Here is an 18,270-nt window from a genome sequence, read left to right as displayed (position 1 = left end):
GGTCATCCGACCCAAGCACCGATCCCCATCCGGGTTTCGGCCAAGCGCGGTATCAGTCAGTGACTTCGCCGCCGGAACGCGCGAACTCGGCCTTTGCGGTCGGGTCCAGAGAATCGAAATGCTGGCGGGTGACGGTCTTCTTGCCATTGCCGCCACCGCCGCTGTTTGGAGCGCCGCCGCCATTGCCGCCGGAGCTCTTCAGGATGTGGTCTTTATACGGGTACTGTTCCACGATGGATTCGAGGGCCTCTTCGAAATCAGCCAGCTCACCTGGACGGGCGCGGGAGAAAATCTTGTTGCCTGCCCCGTCGTAGGCGACAACCTTGTTTTCTTCGACCTTGAAGTTCTGGCCGAAACGGGCTTCCACCAAGTCGGCAGGAATGGCGAACTTCTCGGAGATCAGCTTGGAGCCCTTGAACGACCCGCCAATCAGAAGACCGTGGATGGTCTGATCACGCTGATCCAGGCCTTGCTTGGCCTTGGCCAGTTCCTCGGCGTGGGTCTTGCTCGCGGCGGCCACCTGCTCTTGAGCTGCTTTGGCGGCCGCCTGCTTGATTTCGTCGACCTTGCCCGCCTGAATCAGCTTGCCCTCGTCAAGGTTCTTGAGGGTTTCGAGTGCATGACGCGCTGCATCACCATCCTCGATGCCTTCGAAGCCTTTCAGCTTGCCTTCAGCAGACTCGGCGCGCTCACGGTGGGACTTGGCCTCACCGTTCAGGCGGGTGATGGTGTTCACGGTACCCACCGCATCGAACGGGACTTCTTTGCCGTCGTCATGGACGTATACCGGGCGGCCGTCTTGAACGACAACGTGGCCTTGCTCATCGAGTTTCAGTTTCATGCGGTCTCCGGGCATCCGCCCAATTTAACGGCCATCCGGCCAGGTGCGGCGCTATCCATCCGGAATCGCGCCCATAAAAAAGCCCCGGCGGATGCCAGGGCTATAGGTTTCTGTTTTCATTTGCTAAGGCAGGTAACGGCCCGCCTCATCGCAGTCGGTGCAGTAGTAGTGACCGCCTCGCTGAACCGTTCCCTCAGCCGGGTGATCATTTGCGCACCGGCGCTCAATAACCGGCTCGTCTTGATGGTCTTCGTCGCGATTGTCCATAAACCCTCCTTGATTGAGGGTGCAGATTAACCCGGGTTTGCTCGCCGCAACAATCAGAGCGTCACTCTCTGTCCTTTAATTAGGCAGGCAACGCAAATGAGCGCCTTCGTTCCACCGGAATGTTTACCCCCCTTGAGCATGACCCCCGTATTGGTCTCGATGACCTCGCGCCCACCGCACCGATGACACTGGATCATCGCCGCAGGCTTGGGCATTGCGCGGACACGCTTGCGCACCCTCTCCACCGGAGTATCGGGAGCAGGCGTGCCTTGTATTACGTGGAAGCGCGGCTTGTCGGTCATGCTGCCATCTTAGCGAATGCCTTGGCGTCACGCTCTTTCAATTGCTCCAGGGTTAACCACTCGCCAGTCGGACTGTAAAACTGATCCAAGCCCTTGCCGTCCTTGAACATCTGAAAGCGTGCTGGACCTAGAACTTCCAGCTTGCGCGCATCCGACTGACGCTCAAGCCACTGTCCATAATCGGTATCAGCGGGAACAGCGCCATCCATGCTCGCCCTCTGCCTATCTGTCATCTCATCAATCGGGATGCCCAGTTCGCGCCACGATTTGGTTCTTGGTGCAGAGGTAGAGCGGCAATTGAAGTGAAGCCGGCCGGGCCCTTGGAGCCACGGCACCTTGTGCCCAATTGGCTTGTGCGTCCCTACGGCGTAAGACAGCTTGTCGCGGATACGGCATGGCGCGGAGGTCTTGGTGTCCAGCGTACTGGTCCAATCCTCGGCCGCAACAATGTCACTGTTAGCCTCGTACAGGTTTTCGCGTGCGAATGCGGCGGTATGGCTCACTGCAGAGCGAATAACCGTGGCCAGATCCTGCCTCGGGCGCTCAAGGAAGCCGTCGGCATAACCGTTGGCCCTTGTACCTCGGACGCTACGAATAATCTGGTCAGTTGTCTTCCCTTCGAGATAGCCGCTGCTGACCGCATTGCGGATCTTCAGCATGCGATCCGCCTCAACCGTGCTCGCCCAATTGCTCAACAGCCGCCCCTGGAAAGGACGAGCCATGGCTGTGGCATAGACCTGATCGGCGGCAAGACGAACCAGCGGGAATCTGGCTATGACAGGTTCAGGTAGCGTGGTCTCAAGCAGCTTGTGCTGCCAGTCGACCTCGTAACCTGATAGCTCTGCAATGCCGCTCCGCAGTTCTTGCGCCACCTGAGCATACGCAGATGCGTTCACCTCGCGGACCTGATCAAGCAGTCCATCAAGACGCTCCACGGTAAATGAGTCCGCAGGCAACCGATCAAGCGCGTCAGCCAACTCACTCACCAAGCGCGCATCAGATCGGTTCAGCAGCGCGATGATGCGCCGGACCACTCCCAGCTTGTACTTCTCCAGAGAAATGGCGTGCGCAACGCTCTCATCAGCCAACATCTGGTTAACAGTTGGCATCTAGAGAACTCCGAGAGCGGGGCCTTGGTCCTGAATCTTTTGCTTCTCCTCCTCCCATTTAAGGTCGTTGGACACGACGCCGCGGCGCTGATACTCAGCGAATAGCGTCTGGTCAGACAGTCGTCCCTGGCTTGCCATGTTCAGCAGCAGAGGCAAGGTTGTCTCTGGAGCAAAGTCGACATCGAAGTTGCCATTGACTTGTACATGGCCGCCTTCTGTCTGACCGGTGTACTCAGCGAAAAACTGTAGCGACTGGTCAAGCGCATCTTCCAACTGCTCGGCCATGGTTTGAAGTGGGCTCATCTCCTGGGCGGCCTCCTCCTCAGCCTGGGTGGCAGTCTTGGTCGCCTGCTTGTCCTTCTGAAGCAGTTTTGCACCGGCGATACGCATCTGATCTTCGAGGTCAGACAGTGACGTCCGTCCAGCATCGATTGCCCTGCCGGTGTGCTCGACCCATTTCATGTCTCCTTCTTTTGGCAGCTTGGTCGCTGAGGCAGTCCCAACCTTCAGTTCCCAGTCAGCATCTTCGACGCCAATAATTGCCAGCATGGGCACACGGGCAACGTGCAGGATGTTGTCCTGATCACTCTGCGACTGCCAGTGTTTCACATTGAGGTGGGCCAGCTCCAACAGTGGCGGCGTAGCGGTCATGTAGCCTGTGCGATTGGTGTAGTACGTGGTCAGGGGAATCGTTTTTAGCGAATTCGCTCCCTGATCATGTAGTGCCCAGGTCTTGCGTCCGTCCTTCTCCACTTCGCGGTAGGTGGCCCAGCCCCCGATCACCAATACGCGTATCTGGTCGACCTGCGCTGTCCCGAACTCACCAGCATCCTCTTCAACCGACTCCATGTAGCGAAACTGAGTCAGGACGTGCTCGCCACCGGATGTATTTGATCGCCAGCCCAGCACCTGCTGAGGCCGGATCATGACCGCGTAAGGTCTAACCTTTGCTGCCTTTTCGTCGGCTTTCGTGCGCACGACTGGTGCGCCTGTTTCGTCCACAGTCTTAGGATAATCGATAAGGACGTGGCAAAGCCCGCAGGCAAGAGCAGTACTGAAAAAAGCTTGCGCCCAGACCTGCAGGTTGTTGCCTTGACGATCGAAGTTTTCGGCACAGGTCTTGATGGAATCAGGTACGTCATCACCAAGCACTATCGGCTCCGCGAATACGCGGCCGGTGTTGTTTTTGACTGTTTCGCTGTATGCGGGCAAGAGAGTCGACTGCTTTAACCGCACCTTGTAGTCGCGGTCTTCCTCTTTGGGCCATTTCGGCAGCAGCGACTCACCTGCTCGGCGCATCGCACTTGTGCCCTTCATCAAAGGCTCGACGATGGCACAATCTTCGCGCATGGCCTCGACTGCCTTAAGCGTTTTGCTTGGGTCATCGCTCATGGGATTACATTCTCAGAGATTCAGTGGATGCGGTGCGTGACTTGATCGGGTACCGCTTGGCAATGAAGTAACCAGCGGCGTCGTTCATGTGGTCATGACCCTTTTTCGGGTCTTTGTCCGGCTCGCCCTTGTCCGTGTAGGTCTGGCGCTCCAGGCACTGAGTGAGCTGCGGACACTGGTCAATGTTGACCTTGAGTCGGCGCTCGCCGTAAGTGTTTAGGAACATGGCGTTGACAGCATTCACCCGATCCTTAACTCCCGGGTTGGTCGAATCCACTACCACGGTGAAGCCCGCCTTCTTGAGCAGTGATAGATCGGACTCGCTGGCATTTTTGCTGCTGGTGTTCTGTCCACTGGCATCTGGGTAAACGGCGATCGTGTGCCCTTGAAATCGCGCCTGAATCTTTTCGATCATCTCCGGCGTATCCCGCACCTTGTGGAACTCGTCCAGGGCGAGAGGCAGGCCGTCGCGAACGACATAGACCACCGCACTCATCTTCATGACGTTGAAGTCCATCCCTATGTGCAGCGCTTCGCTTGGCTTGATTCGCTCAGTGGTCGAGCATTCAGCCCGGCTGAAGGTGTAGTAAACGACCCCTGAGTAACTTTCGAACCCGGCCTCATATTCTTGCCGGAAGGTCCGAGGATCCATTTTTCGGCTGGCAGCTTCCAACTCTTCGGCCGGAACGTTGCCGCCCTGCAATGAGGTGTACTGCCAGCTCTTGTGGTCCGGCTCTGCACCTGGCTGACCATCCAGATACGTGTCGTAGCAGTGATTGAAACCCTTGGGCGTACCGATGCGCAGCGCATGACCGCCCTTTCGAATTTCGCCACCGGGTAGCGTGTACTGACACGTCGAGAGCATTGGTCGCAGGACTTCTTCCCACGCAGCCCAAGGACAGTCGGCCCACTCATCCACAAGTACGAAGAACAGGCCGGACCCGCGCAGGTTGTCGTAGTTGTCGAGGCCGACCACGCGCATGACGTGACCAGACTTCAGTGTGATCGAGCATTCCGTCTCGTTAGGTCGGTGTGCGCGCCATGCTTCAGGTATTGCCTGCTTCAGCCGACGCCAGAACACGCGCTTGGCCTGCTTGAACGTCGGTGCGCCATACCAAATCTCGTCCTCTACGCTCACGCCCCACTCTGCGGCAAGCCTGGCAGCCCGGCGCATCTCTGCCTTCCCAAGGAACGTCTTGCCGAACCGGCGACCACACACAGCGTCACGGAAGCGCGCCTGAGGCTGAAAACCCCACACGTAAATATTCGCCTGCTTTGGGGTTAGCTTTACCGGCTGATCAAAGGTACGGGGTAGTCGGGACATGCTCATCTGGCTCCAGCTTGTACTCAGCTATCGCGTGCTGCTGGTCAGCTTGGGAGCCAAGAGGCTTTTCGGGTTCAAGGCGGCGATTCACGAAAACATCGCCCACCTCTTTGGCGGCCTGTTCCAGTAGCTGAGCAGTCAACGCCATGTTCTTCATGTTTTCGGCTTTCTCAGCCATGCGCCCGAGCGTTCGGAGTCGGAACGCCCTGTTAGCTATAGGGATGTCAGCAGTCTCTTCACGAAACCGTTTACGGGCGTCATGGAACAACTCAGCCCACTTCGCACCCAAGCCACGCCCGGCGAACTTGGTCGGATCGTGTGATTCGCACTGCTGGCGAGTGATTTCTATACCGAATTCTGTTTTGACCGATGCAACCACCTGAGATGGCGTATCGAAGCAGGCGAGAGCCTGAACGATGAAGGCTTTGACCTCGCTTCGTAGTACTGCCATATGATTGCCTTTTGTCAAAACCTGTCATGAAGTCAGGCGGACTTGAGCAGACAGGTTCCGCAGGCCCTCGATATGTTCAATTTGCCTACCTCGGCAGGTTTGTTTGCAGCATCCACCAGAGCCTGAACGTCAGGGCTCGCACCGTAGCGGCGAACCACGCCAACGAACTCTTCAACGTCATGACCGCGCATCTCAAGCTTGGGCAGACCTTCCTGCGTGAACTTGGGTGCGCCGTACTGATCTTTGGCCTGGGCGATGTGATACAGCTCGTGCTCAACCAGTGCGCAGAAGTCTTCATCCGAGCATTGAGCGCAGTAGTCGGCGGCCAGGGTGATGATGTAGGCAGGGATATCCCCGAACCAGTCGCGCATCTGTTGTTCCATCCTGGCTTTCTGCCAGCCACCGGCGCGGAACATGACTTGCTCAGCTTGACCAAGGACAGTGCGCCCCTGCTTGCCATAACTGGACGATGCCCACATCACTTGGATGTCGGCGTCTATCAGATGGGCGTGGTCTTCATTGTGGATACTGCCGGTGTCAGCAAGGATCTCGGCTTGGAGCCACTCCCATACTTCCGGCGCAGGAGTCAGCCGGATAACAAAATCGGATAGGTCCGAAAGCACTAAGAGTGAAGGCGGAGGAAATGGTCTGCTCACGGCTACCTTCCTCCGGATTTAAGATGCTACGTTGCGACCCGCAAAAGTCTTAACTTGAGAAATTACATGTCAACGCAAAATGAACCTAAAGCCCCATGGACTGTACGATGGAACCTGAGAGATGGAGCAGTAATAGCGGCTCTAATCGGGGGCGTAGTCAGTTGGGGAATTTATTGGTCCGCCGCTCTGGATGAAAGATCCCAACTCAGGAGCGATGTCAGACACCTGACTGACTCCATTAATGAGCTCAGAAAGGACCTAGACGCTCAGCGCCTTGAGAATAAACAGCTGAACGACCTTTACCGCCAGAGCCAGATGGATCTGGCCACAAAGGATTACCGTCTGGCTGAGACGGAAAAGAAGCTCTCAAGTACGGGCAATGATGCCATTGCAGCCAAGACTGAAGCAGAGAAATACAAGGCTCTCACAGCTTCTGATAAGCGCTGCAAGCCCTATAGAGATGAAATTTTTCATTTGGAAGCGCAGCTCAACATGTCAAGAGCAGATGTATTCTCGCCCAAAGGAGAGGAAAGAAAAGAAGCCCTTGAGGCACTCAAACGAACTAAAGACACCCTTGATCAGTGTATGGGGTTTAGGCCCGGGGTCTCCGGTAATTAGCTCCGCAGTCAAAACAGAGTCAGTTACGGGCTAACCCGCTCTACCGCCTTGTTGACCTTGTCGGCCGCCTGGCTCGCAGTATCTGCCGCCTGCACTGCGTTGGCGGATGCTGCCTCGACCTTCCCGGCAGCTTCTGTCGTCTTGTCTGCCAATTTGCTAAGGCGCAGGTCACGCTGAGTCGTTGCCTCGTCGTAGCCCTGGCGAACCTCGGCCACTCGCTGCACGTACCAGTCGCCGAGCTTCCATTGGGCAACCTGAAACCCCATCGAGGCAGACCCGGCAGCGAGCAGGATCGCAATGACCCATATCTCGATCCGACGCCACCAGCGGCGAGCAATGAATTCCATTGAGCATCTGTCCATCAGTTGATTCCTCCCAACTTGGTGCGAAGGCGAGTGATCTCGTCGCTTTGCTGGGTGACTCTTTGTGTGAGCTGGGCGACCTGACTGGTCAGGGCTTCGATCTTCCCCTCCATCCGGCCCACTGCGGCGGCGAGTTCGTTACGTTCCTTGGCGAATTGATCAGCGCGGGCCTCAGCCTCTTTGCGTGCAACACGTTCGGAGTCGAGCAGTTCGTTCAGCCGGCGGACGGTGCCGATATCAGCGTTGTCCATCGCCCGATCTGCTGCGTCTCGAGATAGAAACTTGCGCAGCCATAGGAAGCCAGCAAGCAATACGGTGCCAGTACCGCCCAGCCAGGTAGCTGTGCCTGGGCCGAGGTCGGTAGGGTCCATCTTTACCTCTGAATAAAAGGACCGCAGGATGCGGCCAAAAGAGCGACAGGAACGAAATAGGCCCTCGGTGAATAACCATCAGAGGTTACGAGGAGGGAAACGCTGAGCGTAAAAAAACCCGACGTCATAGTCGGGCTTCTAGGGCGGTAATTACTGGCGTGAAGCAGGTATCACTTCTTAAAGAGGTTCACCAAAAAACTGGCTCCTACCTTGATAGCTTGCTCCTTAATTTTGGACTTCGTCTCAGCTGAAATTCTGCCCTTCGTTCCCCTGACGCTCTTCAGGTCCATTTCGCTAGCCAAGCGACGATTTTCAACTTCAGTAAGCGCCCTTTTGCGGAGTATCTCCCGATCATTTTCACTCAAAAGCGGCGCGGCAACACCTGCACCTTGGCTTAAATGCACCAAATCATCGCGAGATTGGAACTCAGAGGCTGGCTCTTCTACAGTCAGGCCGTCAATCATCAACTCAAGCTGGAATACCAGATCGTCTGCCGTGGCTGAGAATTCCCTGAGGCTTTGCTCGGAAATCTGAAAGTTGTCGTCATGCGCAGCTTGGTTACGCAGGAAGTGCACACCTTGAAGCTGTTTCTGCACACCGTCGGATAATTTGTTGGCAATGCTTGCTCGCAACTCTTTGAGTCCAAGACCTTGCCCTCCAAGATCACGAAGAAGCTTCTCGATTCTTGAACTCTTTGCGGCTATCAGTCCGCGCGCACGATACTGATCGGTCATCTCTGTCTCCTCGTAAGTGGCTGCAGAATATCTTATCGGCAGCCCTCCAAGAAACAGAAAGCCCGACACAGAGGCCGGGCTTTTTGATTCATTCCTACACCCGCAGAAATGACAGGATGAGGTGATGGTGGCTCATTGGCTCAACCGCGTCAAGCAGCTTGTGTCTCAATAAGTCCCTCTGCATCCAGGATGGTTTGAGCAGATACCAAAGCCTCATCCACCTCTCGCTCCAGCGCCTTGCGAATATCCCTTCTCCAGCGCTCCTGGGTCTTGATCGGGTGCGGCTCATTCGACCAGTTGTCCATCTCGTACCAGCCCGCCGGCAGAACGTTCGTCGAGCGTTTTCCATCAACGCCTGGCAGCTTGGGCATTGCCCACGTCACCACGGCACAGTCACGGAACCGCTCTGGTGCTGGCGATCGCACAGCCCTGGTCAGCTCCGCGATTGCCACATGCTTTCTTTCGACGTGCGTGGAGAATTTCGCCACCAGCGCCCGCCAGTGTGCCGTGGTCAGCCCCTTATGCAGCCGCCCGAACACCCAGCAGTCGGTGAGGAATGCCGCTTCCTTGCCGACGATCTCGCCCTTCTGCTTGGCGCACTGCACTTTGGGTTCGAAGTCGGATCCGCCCGCGCTGTTGATTGTCTCGGCGGCCAGAGCACGCACTACTGCTGAAACTACGTTGCGATAAGTCATGCTGCCTGCCCCTTCTTGAGTTCTCTGGTCTTCGCCCGGTAATCGGCGGTCATCGCTTTCAATTCCTCGACGGTGTACTTCTGGGGCTCATGGGGCCCTTCAAGCCATTCAACGTTTACGGCACCGATGCGCAGCACTAGGTTGATCCGGTACTCCACGATGTTCCCGGACTTGTGCTGGTTGCAGGGCACGCACTGCTTGTGGCAATTCAGCGGCTCGAAGCGCAGCGCGGGATTGCTCCCCACTGTCCGGTAATGGCCAGCGTCGTACTTGCCCTGGTGATGACGACCGCAGCTGATGCATGGCAGCAATGCATCACGCTCGCGAACCCAAGCGTTGAAAGCCTGTTGTGTGTCCTTGAGGTGATCCGCCCTGCTCTTCAGCTTCTCCTTGCGAACCTTGATCTCGGCGCGCTGGACGTCGGCAAGAGCCTTGCGAGCCTTGGGGGCGTGTCTCGGTGCGTCGATCATTGCGCAGGCTGGACTGCATACCGCTTGGCCGAGTCGCTGCGGGACGAATGAGGCCCCGCACTGTTCAACTCTGCATTTCTTGGATTTGCGCTCTTTGATGGCGAGTCTCATGCAGCTACCTCGCCCAGAAGATCTGAGAACACAACGCCGTGACGGGTGAAGTGCGTAACGATACGGTCGGTGTACTGGATGCCCTGCGCGCGGTTGAACAGGCTGGTCACCGGGAAGCCATCCGGGCCGAATAGATGGCAGCCGCCCATCATGTCCAGCTTCGCCTCGTATGGCAGATGACGCATGACGCGATACCAATCAGCCTGAAAGCCGGCGTCTTCGTTCAGCAGGATCTGCACGCCAATGTGCAGCTTGCAGTACTTGCGCGCCTCGGCAGGGTCGCCGATCTGGGTCATCTCGGAGATTCGCTTGTACATCGCGAACCAGAGTGCGTTCTGGTCGAGGGTTCGGTCCTTGCCCGGGCGCAGTGAGACGACTACGAAACGCTTTTCCCTGTACATGGTGGTCAGGCTGGTGATTGCCTCGGTCAGTTTGGCTTGGCAGTTGACGCTGATCTTGTCGGTCATCGCGCAGCCCTCTTCAATTCCAAATCCTCGGCCTGCTGCTGCAGCAATGCGAGACGGCTAGCCAAATCATTGGCGGCTTGAATCTTCAATTCTGTACGACGCTCGGCGCTCGCCCGGCTCATTTCAGCCATGCTGTCCTTAACCGCCTTGAGCCTTTGCCGGACGTCTGCGCTCGGCAGTGTGACCTGCCCTGTGAGAAGGCCCGTGATGGCTTGGCCGTCCTGGCTGATTGGTACGACGTTGAGGTCGGCCAGATATAACTGCCCGCGCTCCTGAGGAATGCGCTGCATCTGCACAGCCTTGGTGATGGCCTGCACACGGCGGTTCGCGTCAAAGCCGATAGACGCGTGCCAGTTCACCGCCTTGTGATCCTCGCGAGCCTGACTGACCAAGCGCTCGTATGCGCTGATGAACGCCATTCGTGCGCCGATCTTGTCGCCCGCATCGAGCACAGGTTTGGCGGCAGCCAAGGCGAGCTGGATCTCGTCAGTGAGCACCACCGTTTCGAATTCGTCGTTGGTGGTCATGGCGATCGCCCATGCCTCGTCCTTGCCCGGACGGCCATCCTCAGCTTCGATGCGCTGCAGCACAGCAGCCAGGGTGAAGCGGCCGGTCAGTTCGCGGCGGCACGACTGAAGTGCTTTGCGGATATCGCCAGGCGGATACAACGACAAGTCTTCGGCCATCAGCTCAGCAGCAGTCGCGCTGATCGTTTGCCCGAGAGTTTCGGCAGTGGCGCAGATCGCACCGGCCAGCTCTGCAACTTTTTCAGAGGAAAGCATTGCGCGGCCCTCCCTCACGAATCTTGCGACCAGCTTCCTGTGCCGCATTCATGTTGGCCTGAGTGTCTTCCTGCTGACGGGCTGTGCGGCCGTTCATTTGGGTCTGAGTGACCCACTGGGTGTGGTAGCCCTCAGCGTTGGCCAGCAGTTCGTTGAGGCTGTGGCATTTGCGGATCAGTTGCGCGTCGTTGATGCCGAGGTAGTACGCGGCCACGCTGTGAGCGACGTCGATACCGAGACGGCCAATCAGCAGACCGACCTGCCCTCCCACCTTGGCATTCCAAACCGGCCACGCCTTGTAACGCTTGCGGTAGGACATGGCGTAGTTCGCCCAGGTCTTGAAGGTTTTGCAGGACTGATCTTTGGGGCCGGGCATATCGGCGGGGATTTCAACTCGGGGGGCTTCGATGCCGCCAACCAGCACCATGCCGCTGGACCGGTTCGGCTTGTCCGAGCCGTCCTGCAAATCCTGATTACTGGTTACCTGATTGGTACCCTGATTATTGGTATCCTGATTTGTCGGAGATTTTTCCGACCCTGGCTCGGATTTTTTTCCGACCTTGCTCGGAGATTTTTCCGAGGTGGATCGGATTTTTTTCCGACCATCAATCGCATCTGAGGTCGGATATTTTTCCGACCCATCCAGTTTCCGATTCCACTCTTTCGCCTTCTCAGTGAGACGAATCAAAGTGATGCTCGACGTGCTGGAAAGCTCAATCAAGCCCGCGTCTCGCAGGGCTTTCAAAAGTCGGTAAGCGGTATCAGGCTTATCAGTCAGCAACGGCAATTCATCAACGATCTTGCTCTTGCTCAGCGCGAAGTAGATCCCGGTATCCGTCTTGATTGGATTGGCCCAGCTCGGGCACTCATAGACGAAAGCAAACAGCAGAGCTTGCTGAGCATTCAGCCCCCACTCCAACGCCTTCGCCTGGTTAATCGTGACGGTGTATTGCATATCAGGCCTTCCCGACCAATTTGGCCAGCTCAAGGAAGCGATCCACGTACCAGTGAGGCTGCGTCTCGCGAGGGGATTGAGGGCTTGTGAGGTTCTTGCCGTAGCGAAGCCCCTTCTCGGTTACTGACCAGAAGTCGACCAGAACCTGCTTGGAGTTCTTGCGCTGCATTACCTTGATGATGCCCGCGTCTGCCAGCATTCGATTGAAGGCGGCCGGAGCAATGCGAATGGCGTTGTCTTTCAGCAGCGCTGTGGCTGACTTCGTGGGCATGCTGGACCCACTGAGGGACTCAGGGTCTGCATCAATGGCGTAGCCAGGGAGAAACTTCGGGTCCAAGCCGTTGTTGATGGCGATCTTGTTGAGCATCATCACCTGGCTGGACGGTGCAGGCTTTAACAGGCGCGTGAAACACTCCAGAATTGCCAGTTCGCCGACGACCTTCGTGCCGTTCGCAATCACCGCCTGACGGGCTGTGCTCTGCCCTTCCAGCTCAGTCCAGCGCCGAATGACAGCGCGGCGCATTTTGGCGCTGTAGCCGGTGAGCAGCGTGTCGGTCAGTTCACGATCAAGCAAATACTCGACCTGCTCCCGCTTGTAACCGTCCAAATAGATGTGCTCAAAAATGAGCACATCTTCTTCAAGGTCGGTAAGCATTGAGACGATGTCGCGCTTCACGTTGTTATGACGCTTGCCGGTGACATTAGCGATTTCACGGGACGACATTTTCCGCGCCACGTTTTCGTGATTCGCAAAATGTGGCGCGGGATTCTTCAGGGCCTGTACATCGATATTAGAGGTATGCATAATCGGCCTCACAGAGTTGTACGAAATACGCTGTTGAAGAAGCCCGGTTGCCGCCGGGCTTTTTTGTGCCTGCAATTTGGGTTTTGCTATTGGGAGCCTTCATCAGTCCCTCCTTTTTCAGGGCCTATTAAGTCCTGCGGCGGGTCACGCCGTGTTGTGGGTAGGTGTCGGAGTTTTCCGGCTCCCTTGGGCCTGGTCTTTTCGAAGATCCGCTCTGTTCCAAGCTTTGTGGCGTACTCATCCGGGGTCATACCCGCAGCTTTTGCCAGCCTTTCAAGCTTTTCGTAGAGCTTCCCGTCGATCCCGTGGCAGATCGTGTTTTCGGGCACGTTGGCCTCCTTCAGGGACTTCAGGCCATCTGGTGTTTGTCGGTAACATCCTGCTCAACGATGCTTTCCAGCTTCTCTTCCACGCACATGCGTACGAAGACGGCCAATTGCAGTTTGTGAAGTCGCGCCACTGCCTTGAGCGCTTCATAGGTCTCATCGTCGTAGCGGGACTTGATCTCCCGGTCTTTCACGTGGCGCGAATCGTCGTATGCCATCTAAGGCTTCCTTGTGTGGTTGGAATGGGTTTAAGCGGCGGATTTTTGGGATGGAAACGGGCGCTGCTCCTGCGCCTGAAAGCTGCCGTCGGGCAGTTCAAGCACGCGGATGTCGCGTTTCGCAGAAAGGGCTTTGTGAATGGCTGGGGCTGTCACCCGAAGAAGCCGTGCGGCTTCGGACTGCCCTTTGTCAGCCACGAACTTGTCTAGGGAAGTCTCATTCATGGTCGTGCCTCTGTTGTAGATGAGGCCGATATTAACCATCTGTTAATTATTAATCAATACCGATGGTTTCTTCTTATTTTTAACCATTGGTATACATTCGCGCGATGACCAAGAAACGTATCCTCCCGCCCGAGCTGCTTGCCGAGTGCGCAGCTGCGCACGACCTGTTCCTTTCCAAGAAGAACGAGTTGAAGCTAAGCCAAAAGAAAATCGCCGATGAGGCGGGAATGACGCCGGCTGCCGTGAACTTGTATTTCAAGGGCATCAATCCCTTGAACACCAAGTTCGCAGCCGTCCTGTCGCGCATGCTCCAAGAGCCAGTTGAAAAATTCAGCAAGCGCCTGGCTGATGAGATCGAGTCACTTACCAGCACTGCGAGACCGATTGCGCCCCAGTCATCCGCGGACATCGTTCAGCAGATGCTGGCAAAGCACGGGAAGAATCTGTCAGACGACGCCCGGAAGCAGATTGCGAACGCGGTTGAGGACACTGCCGTCGAGGTGCAAGCCAGCCAGGCCAGTAACGTGATCGCGGGTGATTTCTCCCGCCCAGGTTTGGTCGGCGACGAAGTATGGATCGCCCATTACGATATTCGCGCGGCAATGGGTGGCGGGCAGCTCGCACACGATTTCCCGGAAATGCTGAAGGATATCCGCGTCAGCCCAAGCAATCTGCGGGAGATGGGCGTCGACTTTGAAGAGTATTACCACCTGAAGATGGTGACGGGCTGGGGTCAGTCGATGGAGCCGACGATCAAGCATCGCGATCCGCTGATCGTGAACGTCAACATCAAAGATTTTGTAGGCGATGGGATTTACCTGTTTTCGTGGGATGACCACATCTACATAAAGCGCCTGCAGGTTGCGGATGAGGAGCACTTTGAGATGATCTCTGACAATACAAAGCACAAGGATCGGATGATTCGGCGGGATATGACATTCATCCAGGCAAGAGTGCTTCTCGTCTGGAACGCGAACTTGGTTTAGCAATATATAATTCAGATTTAAGAACGTTTTAAACTAAATAATTTAGCAAGCTGAATTAAACTGGGCTCAAGGGACTTAATATGGATAGCAAAGATGGATCAGGACTAGATAAAGGCCCAGACCTCAAAGGAAAAGAGCTTGGCTACCAAAAAAGAATGTTTGCAGTTGACATCCTTACCGAGTACCCAAATAACCAAGGATCGGCAGACCTTCAGTTAATAGTTAACGCGCGCGACGGCAAGGACTACGCAGTAAAAAAACCTACTGACGGAAAGGGAAAAGTTCCTGCCAGCGAGCTAATGTGCTACGAACTTGCGTATCGAGTGACTATACCAACGCCCAACTACGCTTTTATAAACTTATCTGAAGGTGGTACAGGTTTCGGATCTTTATGGGAAGGCGGCGTAAAGAAGATCAGTCAGCTGCATGAAGTAAGGCAGATCCTCGACCATAAAATTAAGGTCAATAATCTCAAGACATTTTTAAGCAGGCTTTACGCATTCGATATATTTGTCAACAATGAAGACAGGCATTGGGGAAATTATCTGTGGAGACAGAGTTTCGACAACAACTTTATTGCTTTGGCATTTGATTTCAGTAGAGCATGCTTTGAGACTGGACATGATGGCTTTGAGGCACTGCACCCCGCAAGCAATACACAAGGGTCCTTCCTGCTCATCAATCTCACTCTGAACTATGACAGAACCGAAGCTGTCGCATGCTTAGACGCCTTAGCTAAGATCTCCACGAGCGACGTCGAGGAGATCCTGGAAAATATGCCATCCGAGTGGATGACAAAGCGCGAACGAAAAGGCTATATTGACTGGTGGGACTCTAATGCTAGGCTTGACAGAATCAATGCGATCAAAGGGAGGATATGATGAGAGCGTTTAAATACTCAATCATAAAGTACATGCCGGACCCGAAGCGCGGAGAAATCATCAACGTCGGCTTAGTAGTTTTCAAGCGTGACACACTTGACGTACGCGTACTAAACGCTTCGGCGAAGTTGCGCATGCTTGATGGAACCTCAAGTATTGAAGATATAGAGAACCTGAAAGATTCCATCGAATACATATCTAAGCTTTCCGGCTCTGCAGATAGATCGCTTTCTATGCTTAAAAGCTTTAGGTCTCCAAGCTATCTTTCTGAGACTGCTGAATTTGTTATTGACGATGAAAAGCAGTATGAACAGCGCGTTAGAAATCTTTTCAATTTGCTTATCAAGCCTTACTCAGCAAAAGAGAAGGTCACTAGAACACCTAGAATACTCAGCCATCTCAAAGACAAATTTGAGTCAATGGATTTGCTTGCCAAGAGCACAGATGATCTCAGCAAGCACAAGATGGTATATAACTATCCGCTTAACGAAAAAAGCGGATTCAATGCTGACTTCATCCTCAAGAATGGAAAATATCATATCACCGAGGCCATAGACTTCAACGTCAATGATCTAAATTCTAAATTCAAGGAAACATCTGTCAAGGTCATGACATTCATGGAGGGCCGCAAAGCCCTAGGGGAGAAAACAGGTAGCTATTTTGTTTACACTGCAAGTAGTACTGTGGAAAAAGAGATTACTCCTCACCTAAACATGGCCAGCGACTACAGCGATGCGCTATTCAATTTAGCCAACGCCAAAGATGCGGCAAGATATTTTGATATGATTTCGTCGCTCGCGGGTCAAAATCGGCTTATCCATTGAGCGCGCCCGCTTAATTGATCGAAATATATCTATCAAAGCCCGCCGTTGAGCGGGCTTTTTTGCGCCACTTCAAAAATCAGCTGTCTCCCCTTCCATCTCTTCGACGTCTTTGGTATGTCGACCGTCACCCGGTATTGGCTCCCACCGAACCGTCACCGCACCATCATCCTCAAAAGTCAAGTCCAGCTCGTCCGTGGCTGCTAATACTCCGATCACCTCCTCCCACTCCCGATCCCCATCAGTAACCAGGCGATGAATAGTCACCCAGCGTTGAACCTGCGCGACTGGGTGGTTGATCATCTCTGACACACGCAACCCCAAGCGCTCTACCCCGGACATCTCAACTCGTACTGCTGGTTTCGCCTTCGTCTGCGTCACGCTCATACCCTCCCTCAAAACTGTACATCCATCCAGTAATAGCAAAAGCATAACTCACGCCCAATAAAATTAAATTAACCATCGGTATTGACGAATAAATATACCGGTGGTTAACTACATCCATCGAAGCGCAGAACAAGCGCAGCGACAGGGACTGAAAGGCCCCGCCCGCTCTTTAACAGCTTAAGACCCTCGCCATCGACTATCCCGGGAATCACCTGGTAAGCGCGAGCAACAAATAGTCGATGCCATGCCAGCTCTGGAACTGGATATCGCGGGAGAACCCGCCGACTCGAAGCCGAGCAAACGTCAGCAGATCAGGAACACAGGATCAGCCACGCGAGTGAGGCCAAGGGGCGCACTTCAAGCCGTCTCCCTGAAAGGTCCAGCAAAAAGGACATCTATAGGCGACTTGGAGTGAGCAATAACAGATTTCACTGGCAGCCCTTCTCACGAGGGGCTGACGGGCAATCAACTCTCCGGATTTCACCAAATCGGCGTTTAGCTGCCTCATGGGGAAGCTATCAAAATGATAGTATTGCCGGTTCTTCTCACAAGGAATTCACATGAAAGGCATACTCTATGTAGCACCGATGATTTGGCTGGTCGCATCTTGGCTTACCCATGTGGTTGTCTGCTTCAAGACTGCAAGCTGGGGGTTCCTGATTGCCGGAGCTATTTTCTTCCCCGTCGCTGCGGTGCATGGAACTGGCATCTGGTTCGGTGCATGGTGAGTTCGCTGTAGTTTTTTTAGCACGTCCTGCATAACAAACAGCCCGATCCGCTCGGGCTTTTTTGTGCGTGCGATTTACTGATGCCGCTTCTATGAGGCGGCATTGGAAATCAACGGAGAAAAGACAATGGCTCTTGAAGTCGACACTACGGAAGTAACTGGCGGGTACCGGATCATCAATACAGATCGGCATCTGTCATACCAAGGCGTGGCGTTGGTAGTTCGGCGCGACGCACGCCCGACCATTCGTGATTGCGAAATCACTCGTGACGAGGCGCTGAGGCAGGCCAAGATGATGACAGCATCAGAAGAGCTGCTTGAAGCGCTGACGAATCTTGTAGGTCTTGCAAGGCTTGGCGCTGCGCACCTCGACAAGTACACGCAGCGCTTGCCGTCGCCGATGCGGCAATCCTCAAGGCAACCGCATAAATTGCCCGATCCTCTCAGAGAGAGCGCATCGGGGTGTGATCTGTCGGCAACTACCGTCGGCGTCCTGAGCATTTAGCGACGTGGAGGATGTGAGGCCTTTGAAGCGGAGAGCCACTGCAAGGGCAAGCGGGTAACGATGCCGACAGATCACACCCCGATGCGGATGAGTACACACCGCGAAAGCGGCCCCCTGCGTCAATCGCACAGAATCGGTTGTTATCGAGCGCTGGCGAAATGAATACGGATCGTGGAACTCGGCGCTGGAGACGTGACCAGCAAAGCAGATGAATGCGCAGGCTGATGCGTAGTTAACGTCAACGAGCGGCGGATCTGAACAAGGGTATCCATCCCCTAACTCGCGCAAATCGCGAAACACTCGTTATGCCGGGATCAGCTCCGGCCATCTGCGCTTATTCGGCGATAGCCAAAACGAAAGCGGGTCCTTTTGTAGTTTGGGAGCGTGCTCGACGCCTGGAAACTGCCTCCTAACACCTTGAGTAGCCGGTGTGACAGTCGGGAAAGACCGGCACCTATTCCCTATTCCATTCCCAGTCCTCC

At 55.0% G+C, this 18,270-nt stretch carries 26 protein-coding genes; 6 read left to right on the top strand and 20 right to left on the bottom strand.

All coding sequences use genetic code 11. From position 1 onward, the window contains the following. Window positions 1-52 precede the first annotated feature (52 nt). The 7 genes from AUC61_RS14670 to AUC61_RS14640 all read right to left on the bottom strand — a co-directional run bounded on the left by AUC61_RS14670 (window position 53) and on the right by AUC61_RS14640 (window position 6,342). On the bottom strand, window positions 53-841 hold the full coding sequence (locus AUC61_RS14670; RefSeq protein WP_243246978.1) for a DUF6651 domain-containing protein: 789 nt from the start codon (window positions 839-841) through the stop codon (window positions 53-55). Window positions 842-964: 123 nt separating this feature from the next. After that, a complete protein-coding gene (locus AUC61_RS14665; RefSeq protein ID WP_243246977.1) occupies window positions 965-1,108 on the bottom strand; it encodes a hypothetical protein in 144 nt (47 codons plus the stop codon). Between the two features lie 298 nt (window positions 1,109-1,406). Then, on the bottom strand, window positions 1,407-2,501 hold the full coding sequence (locus tag AUC61_RS14660; RefSeq protein ID WP_243246976.1) for a hypothetical protein: 1,095 nt from the start codon (window positions 2,499-2,501) through the stop codon (window positions 1,407-1,409). 18 nt (window positions 2,502-2,519) lie between these two features. Next, entirely contained in the window at window positions 2,520-3,911 is a 1,392-nt protein-coding gene (locus AUC61_RS14655; protein ID WP_243246975.1) for a DUF4055 domain-containing protein, read from the bottom strand. Between the two features lie 4 nt (window positions 3,912-3,915). Beyond that, a complete protein-coding gene (locus AUC61_RS14650) occupies window positions 3,916-5,235 on the bottom strand; it encodes a phage terminase large subunit family protein (RefSeq protein ID WP_243246974.1) in 1,320 nt (439 codons plus the stop codon). After that, complete coding sequence (locus AUC61_RS14645) at window positions 5,210-5,686, bottom strand: DUF2280 domain-containing protein (protein ID WP_243246973.1); 477 nt, start codon at window positions 5,684-5,686, stop codon at window positions 5,210-5,212. Before AUC61_RS14645 ends, AUC61_RS14650 begins: the two co-directional genes overlap by 26 nt. 32 nt (window positions 5,687-5,718) lie before the next feature. Further along, on the bottom strand, window positions 5,719-6,342 hold the full coding sequence (locus AUC61_RS14640; RefSeq protein ID WP_243246972.1) for a putative metallopeptidase: 624 nt from the start codon (window positions 6,340-6,342) through the stop codon (window positions 5,719-5,721). Between the two features lie 66 nt (window positions 6,343-6,408). Between AUC61_RS14640 and AUC61_RS14635 the strand changes: the two genes are divergently transcribed. After that, the gene (locus tag AUC61_RS14635; RefSeq protein WP_243246971.1) at window positions 6,409-6,960 is read left to right on the top strand and encodes a hypothetical protein; all 552 of its coding nucleotides are present in this window, start codon (window positions 6,409-6,411) and stop codon (window positions 6,958-6,960) included. Between the two features lie 23 nt (window positions 6,961-6,983). Here AUC61_RS14635 and AUC61_RS14630 read toward each other — a convergent pair whose 3' ends face one another. From AUC61_RS14630 to AUC61_RS14575, 12 genes are all read right to left on the bottom strand, one after another. After that, entirely contained in the window at window positions 6,984-7,322 is a 339-nt protein-coding gene (locus tag AUC61_RS14630; protein ID WP_243246970.1) for a hypothetical protein, read from the bottom strand. Further along, complete coding sequence (locus AUC61_RS14625) at window positions 7,322-7,693, bottom strand: chemotaxis protein (protein ID WP_243246969.1); 372 nt, start codon at window positions 7,691-7,693, stop codon at window positions 7,322-7,324. Before AUC61_RS14625 ends, AUC61_RS14630 begins: the two co-directional genes overlap by 1 nt. 170 nt (window positions 7,694-7,863) lie before the next feature. Next, on the bottom strand, window positions 7,864-8,427 hold the full coding sequence (locus AUC61_RS14620) for a hypothetical protein (protein WP_243246968.1): 564 nt from the start codon (window positions 8,425-8,427) through the stop codon (window positions 7,864-7,866). Between the two features lie 149 nt (window positions 8,428-8,576). Then, window positions 8,577-9,122: a hypothetical protein gene (locus AUC61_RS14615; RefSeq protein WP_243246967.1), complete on the bottom strand. Its 546-nt coding sequence runs from the start codon at window positions 9,120-9,122 to the stop codon at window positions 8,577-8,579. Beyond that, window positions 9,119-9,703: a recombination protein NinG gene (locus AUC61_RS14610; protein ID WP_243246966.1), complete on the bottom strand. Its 585-nt coding sequence runs from the start codon at window positions 9,701-9,703 to the stop codon at window positions 9,119-9,121. Before AUC61_RS14610 ends, AUC61_RS14615 begins: the two co-directional genes overlap by 4 nt. Then, window positions 9,700-10,170, bottom strand: a complete 471-nt coding sequence (locus AUC61_RS14605; RefSeq protein ID WP_243246965.1) for a hypothetical protein — start codon at window positions 10,168-10,170, stop codon at window positions 9,700-9,702. Before AUC61_RS14605 ends, AUC61_RS14610 begins: the two co-directional genes overlap by 4 nt. After that, window positions 10,167-10,952: a hypothetical protein gene (locus tag AUC61_RS14600; protein ID WP_243246964.1), complete on the bottom strand. Its 786-nt coding sequence runs from the start codon at window positions 10,950-10,952 to the stop codon at window positions 10,167-10,169. Before AUC61_RS14600 ends, AUC61_RS14605 begins: the two co-directional genes overlap by 4 nt. Then, entirely contained in the window at window positions 10,939-11,907 is a 969-nt protein-coding gene (locus AUC61_RS14595) for a phage replication protein (RefSeq protein WP_243246963.1), read from the bottom strand. Before AUC61_RS14595 ends, AUC61_RS14600 begins: the two co-directional genes overlap by 14 nt. A 1-nt stretch (window position 11,908) precedes the next feature. Next, a complete protein-coding gene (locus AUC61_RS14590; RefSeq protein ID WP_243246962.1) occupies window positions 11,909-12,631 on the bottom strand; it encodes a Rha family transcriptional regulator in 723 nt (240 codons plus the stop codon). Window positions 12,632-12,798: 167 nt separating this feature from the next. Continuing rightward, complete coding sequence (locus tag AUC61_RS14585; protein ID WP_231670879.1) at window positions 12,799-13,041, bottom strand: hypothetical protein; 243 nt, start codon at window positions 13,039-13,041, stop codon at window positions 12,799-12,801. Window positions 13,042-13,061: 20 nt separating this feature from the next. After that, window positions 13,062-13,256 (bottom strand): hypothetical protein, encoded by a 195-nt coding sequence (locus AUC61_RS14580; RefSeq protein ID WP_095093870.1) that lies wholly within the window; start codon window positions 13,254-13,256, stop codon window positions 13,062-13,064. 30 nt (window positions 13,257-13,286) lie between these two features. After that, entirely contained in the window at window positions 13,287-13,481 is a 195-nt protein-coding gene (locus AUC61_RS14575; protein WP_122510213.1) for a Cro/CI family transcriptional regulator, read from the bottom strand. Between the two features lie 104 nt (window positions 13,482-13,585). Between AUC61_RS14575 and AUC61_RS14570 the strand changes: the two genes are divergently transcribed. The 3 genes from AUC61_RS14570 to AUC61_RS14560 all read left to right on the top strand — a co-directional run bounded on the left by AUC61_RS14570 (window position 13,586) and on the right by AUC61_RS14560 (window position 16,172). Continuing rightward, on the top strand, window positions 13,586-14,467 hold the full coding sequence (locus tag AUC61_RS14570) for a S24 family peptidase (RefSeq protein WP_243246961.1): 882 nt from the start codon (window positions 13,586-13,588) through the stop codon (window positions 14,465-14,467). A gap of 80 nt (window positions 14,468-14,547) precedes the next feature. Continuing rightward, window positions 14,548-15,348 carry a HipA family kinase gene (locus tag AUC61_RS14565; RefSeq protein ID WP_243246960.1) on the top strand — a complete coding sequence of 267 codons (801 nt, stop codon included), beginning with the start codon at window positions 14,548-14,550 and terminating at the stop codon, window positions 15,346-15,348. Further along, window positions 15,348-16,172, top strand: coding sequence for a DUF3037 domain-containing protein (locus tag AUC61_RS14560; protein WP_243246959.1), 825 nt, complete (start codon window positions 15,348-15,350; stop codon window positions 16,170-16,172). The genes AUC61_RS14565 and AUC61_RS14560 overlap by 1 nt, the downstream gene beginning before the upstream one ends. 69 nt (window positions 16,173-16,241) lie before the next feature. Here AUC61_RS14560 and AUC61_RS14555 read toward each other — a convergent pair whose 3' ends face one another. Beyond that, window positions 16,242-16,556 carry a DUF1654 domain-containing protein gene (locus tag AUC61_RS14555; RefSeq protein WP_243246958.1) on the bottom strand — a complete coding sequence of 105 codons (315 nt, stop codon included), beginning with the start codon at window positions 16,554-16,556 and terminating at the stop codon, window positions 16,242-16,244. Window positions 16,557-17,116: 560 nt separating this feature from the next. Between AUC61_RS14555 and AUC61_RS14550 the strand changes: the two genes are divergently transcribed. Both AUC61_RS14550 and AUC61_RS14545 read left to right on the top strand, forming a co-directional pair. Then, window positions 17,117-17,284: a hypothetical protein gene (locus AUC61_RS14550; protein ID WP_243246957.1), complete on the top strand. Its 168-nt coding sequence runs from the start codon at window positions 17,117-17,119 to the stop codon at window positions 17,282-17,284. A gap of 126 nt (window positions 17,285-17,410) precedes the next feature. Beyond that, the gene (locus tag AUC61_RS14545; RefSeq protein WP_243246956.1) at window positions 17,411-17,788 is read left to right on the top strand and encodes a hypothetical protein; all 378 of its coding nucleotides are present in this window, start codon (window positions 17,411-17,413) and stop codon (window positions 17,786-17,788) included. The last annotated feature ends 482 nt before the right edge of the window (window positions 17,789-18,270 follow it).

Origin of the sequence: Pseudomonas maioricensis (assembly GCF_022790535.1) — a bacterium.
GTDB classification, from domain to species: Bacteria; Pseudomonadota; Gammaproteobacteria; order Pseudomonadales; family Pseudomonadaceae; genus Aquipseudomonas; species Aquipseudomonas maioricensis.
The sequence above is the reverse complement of the archived record's forward strand: the minus strand, read 5'-3'. Positions and strand labels throughout refer to the sequence as shown.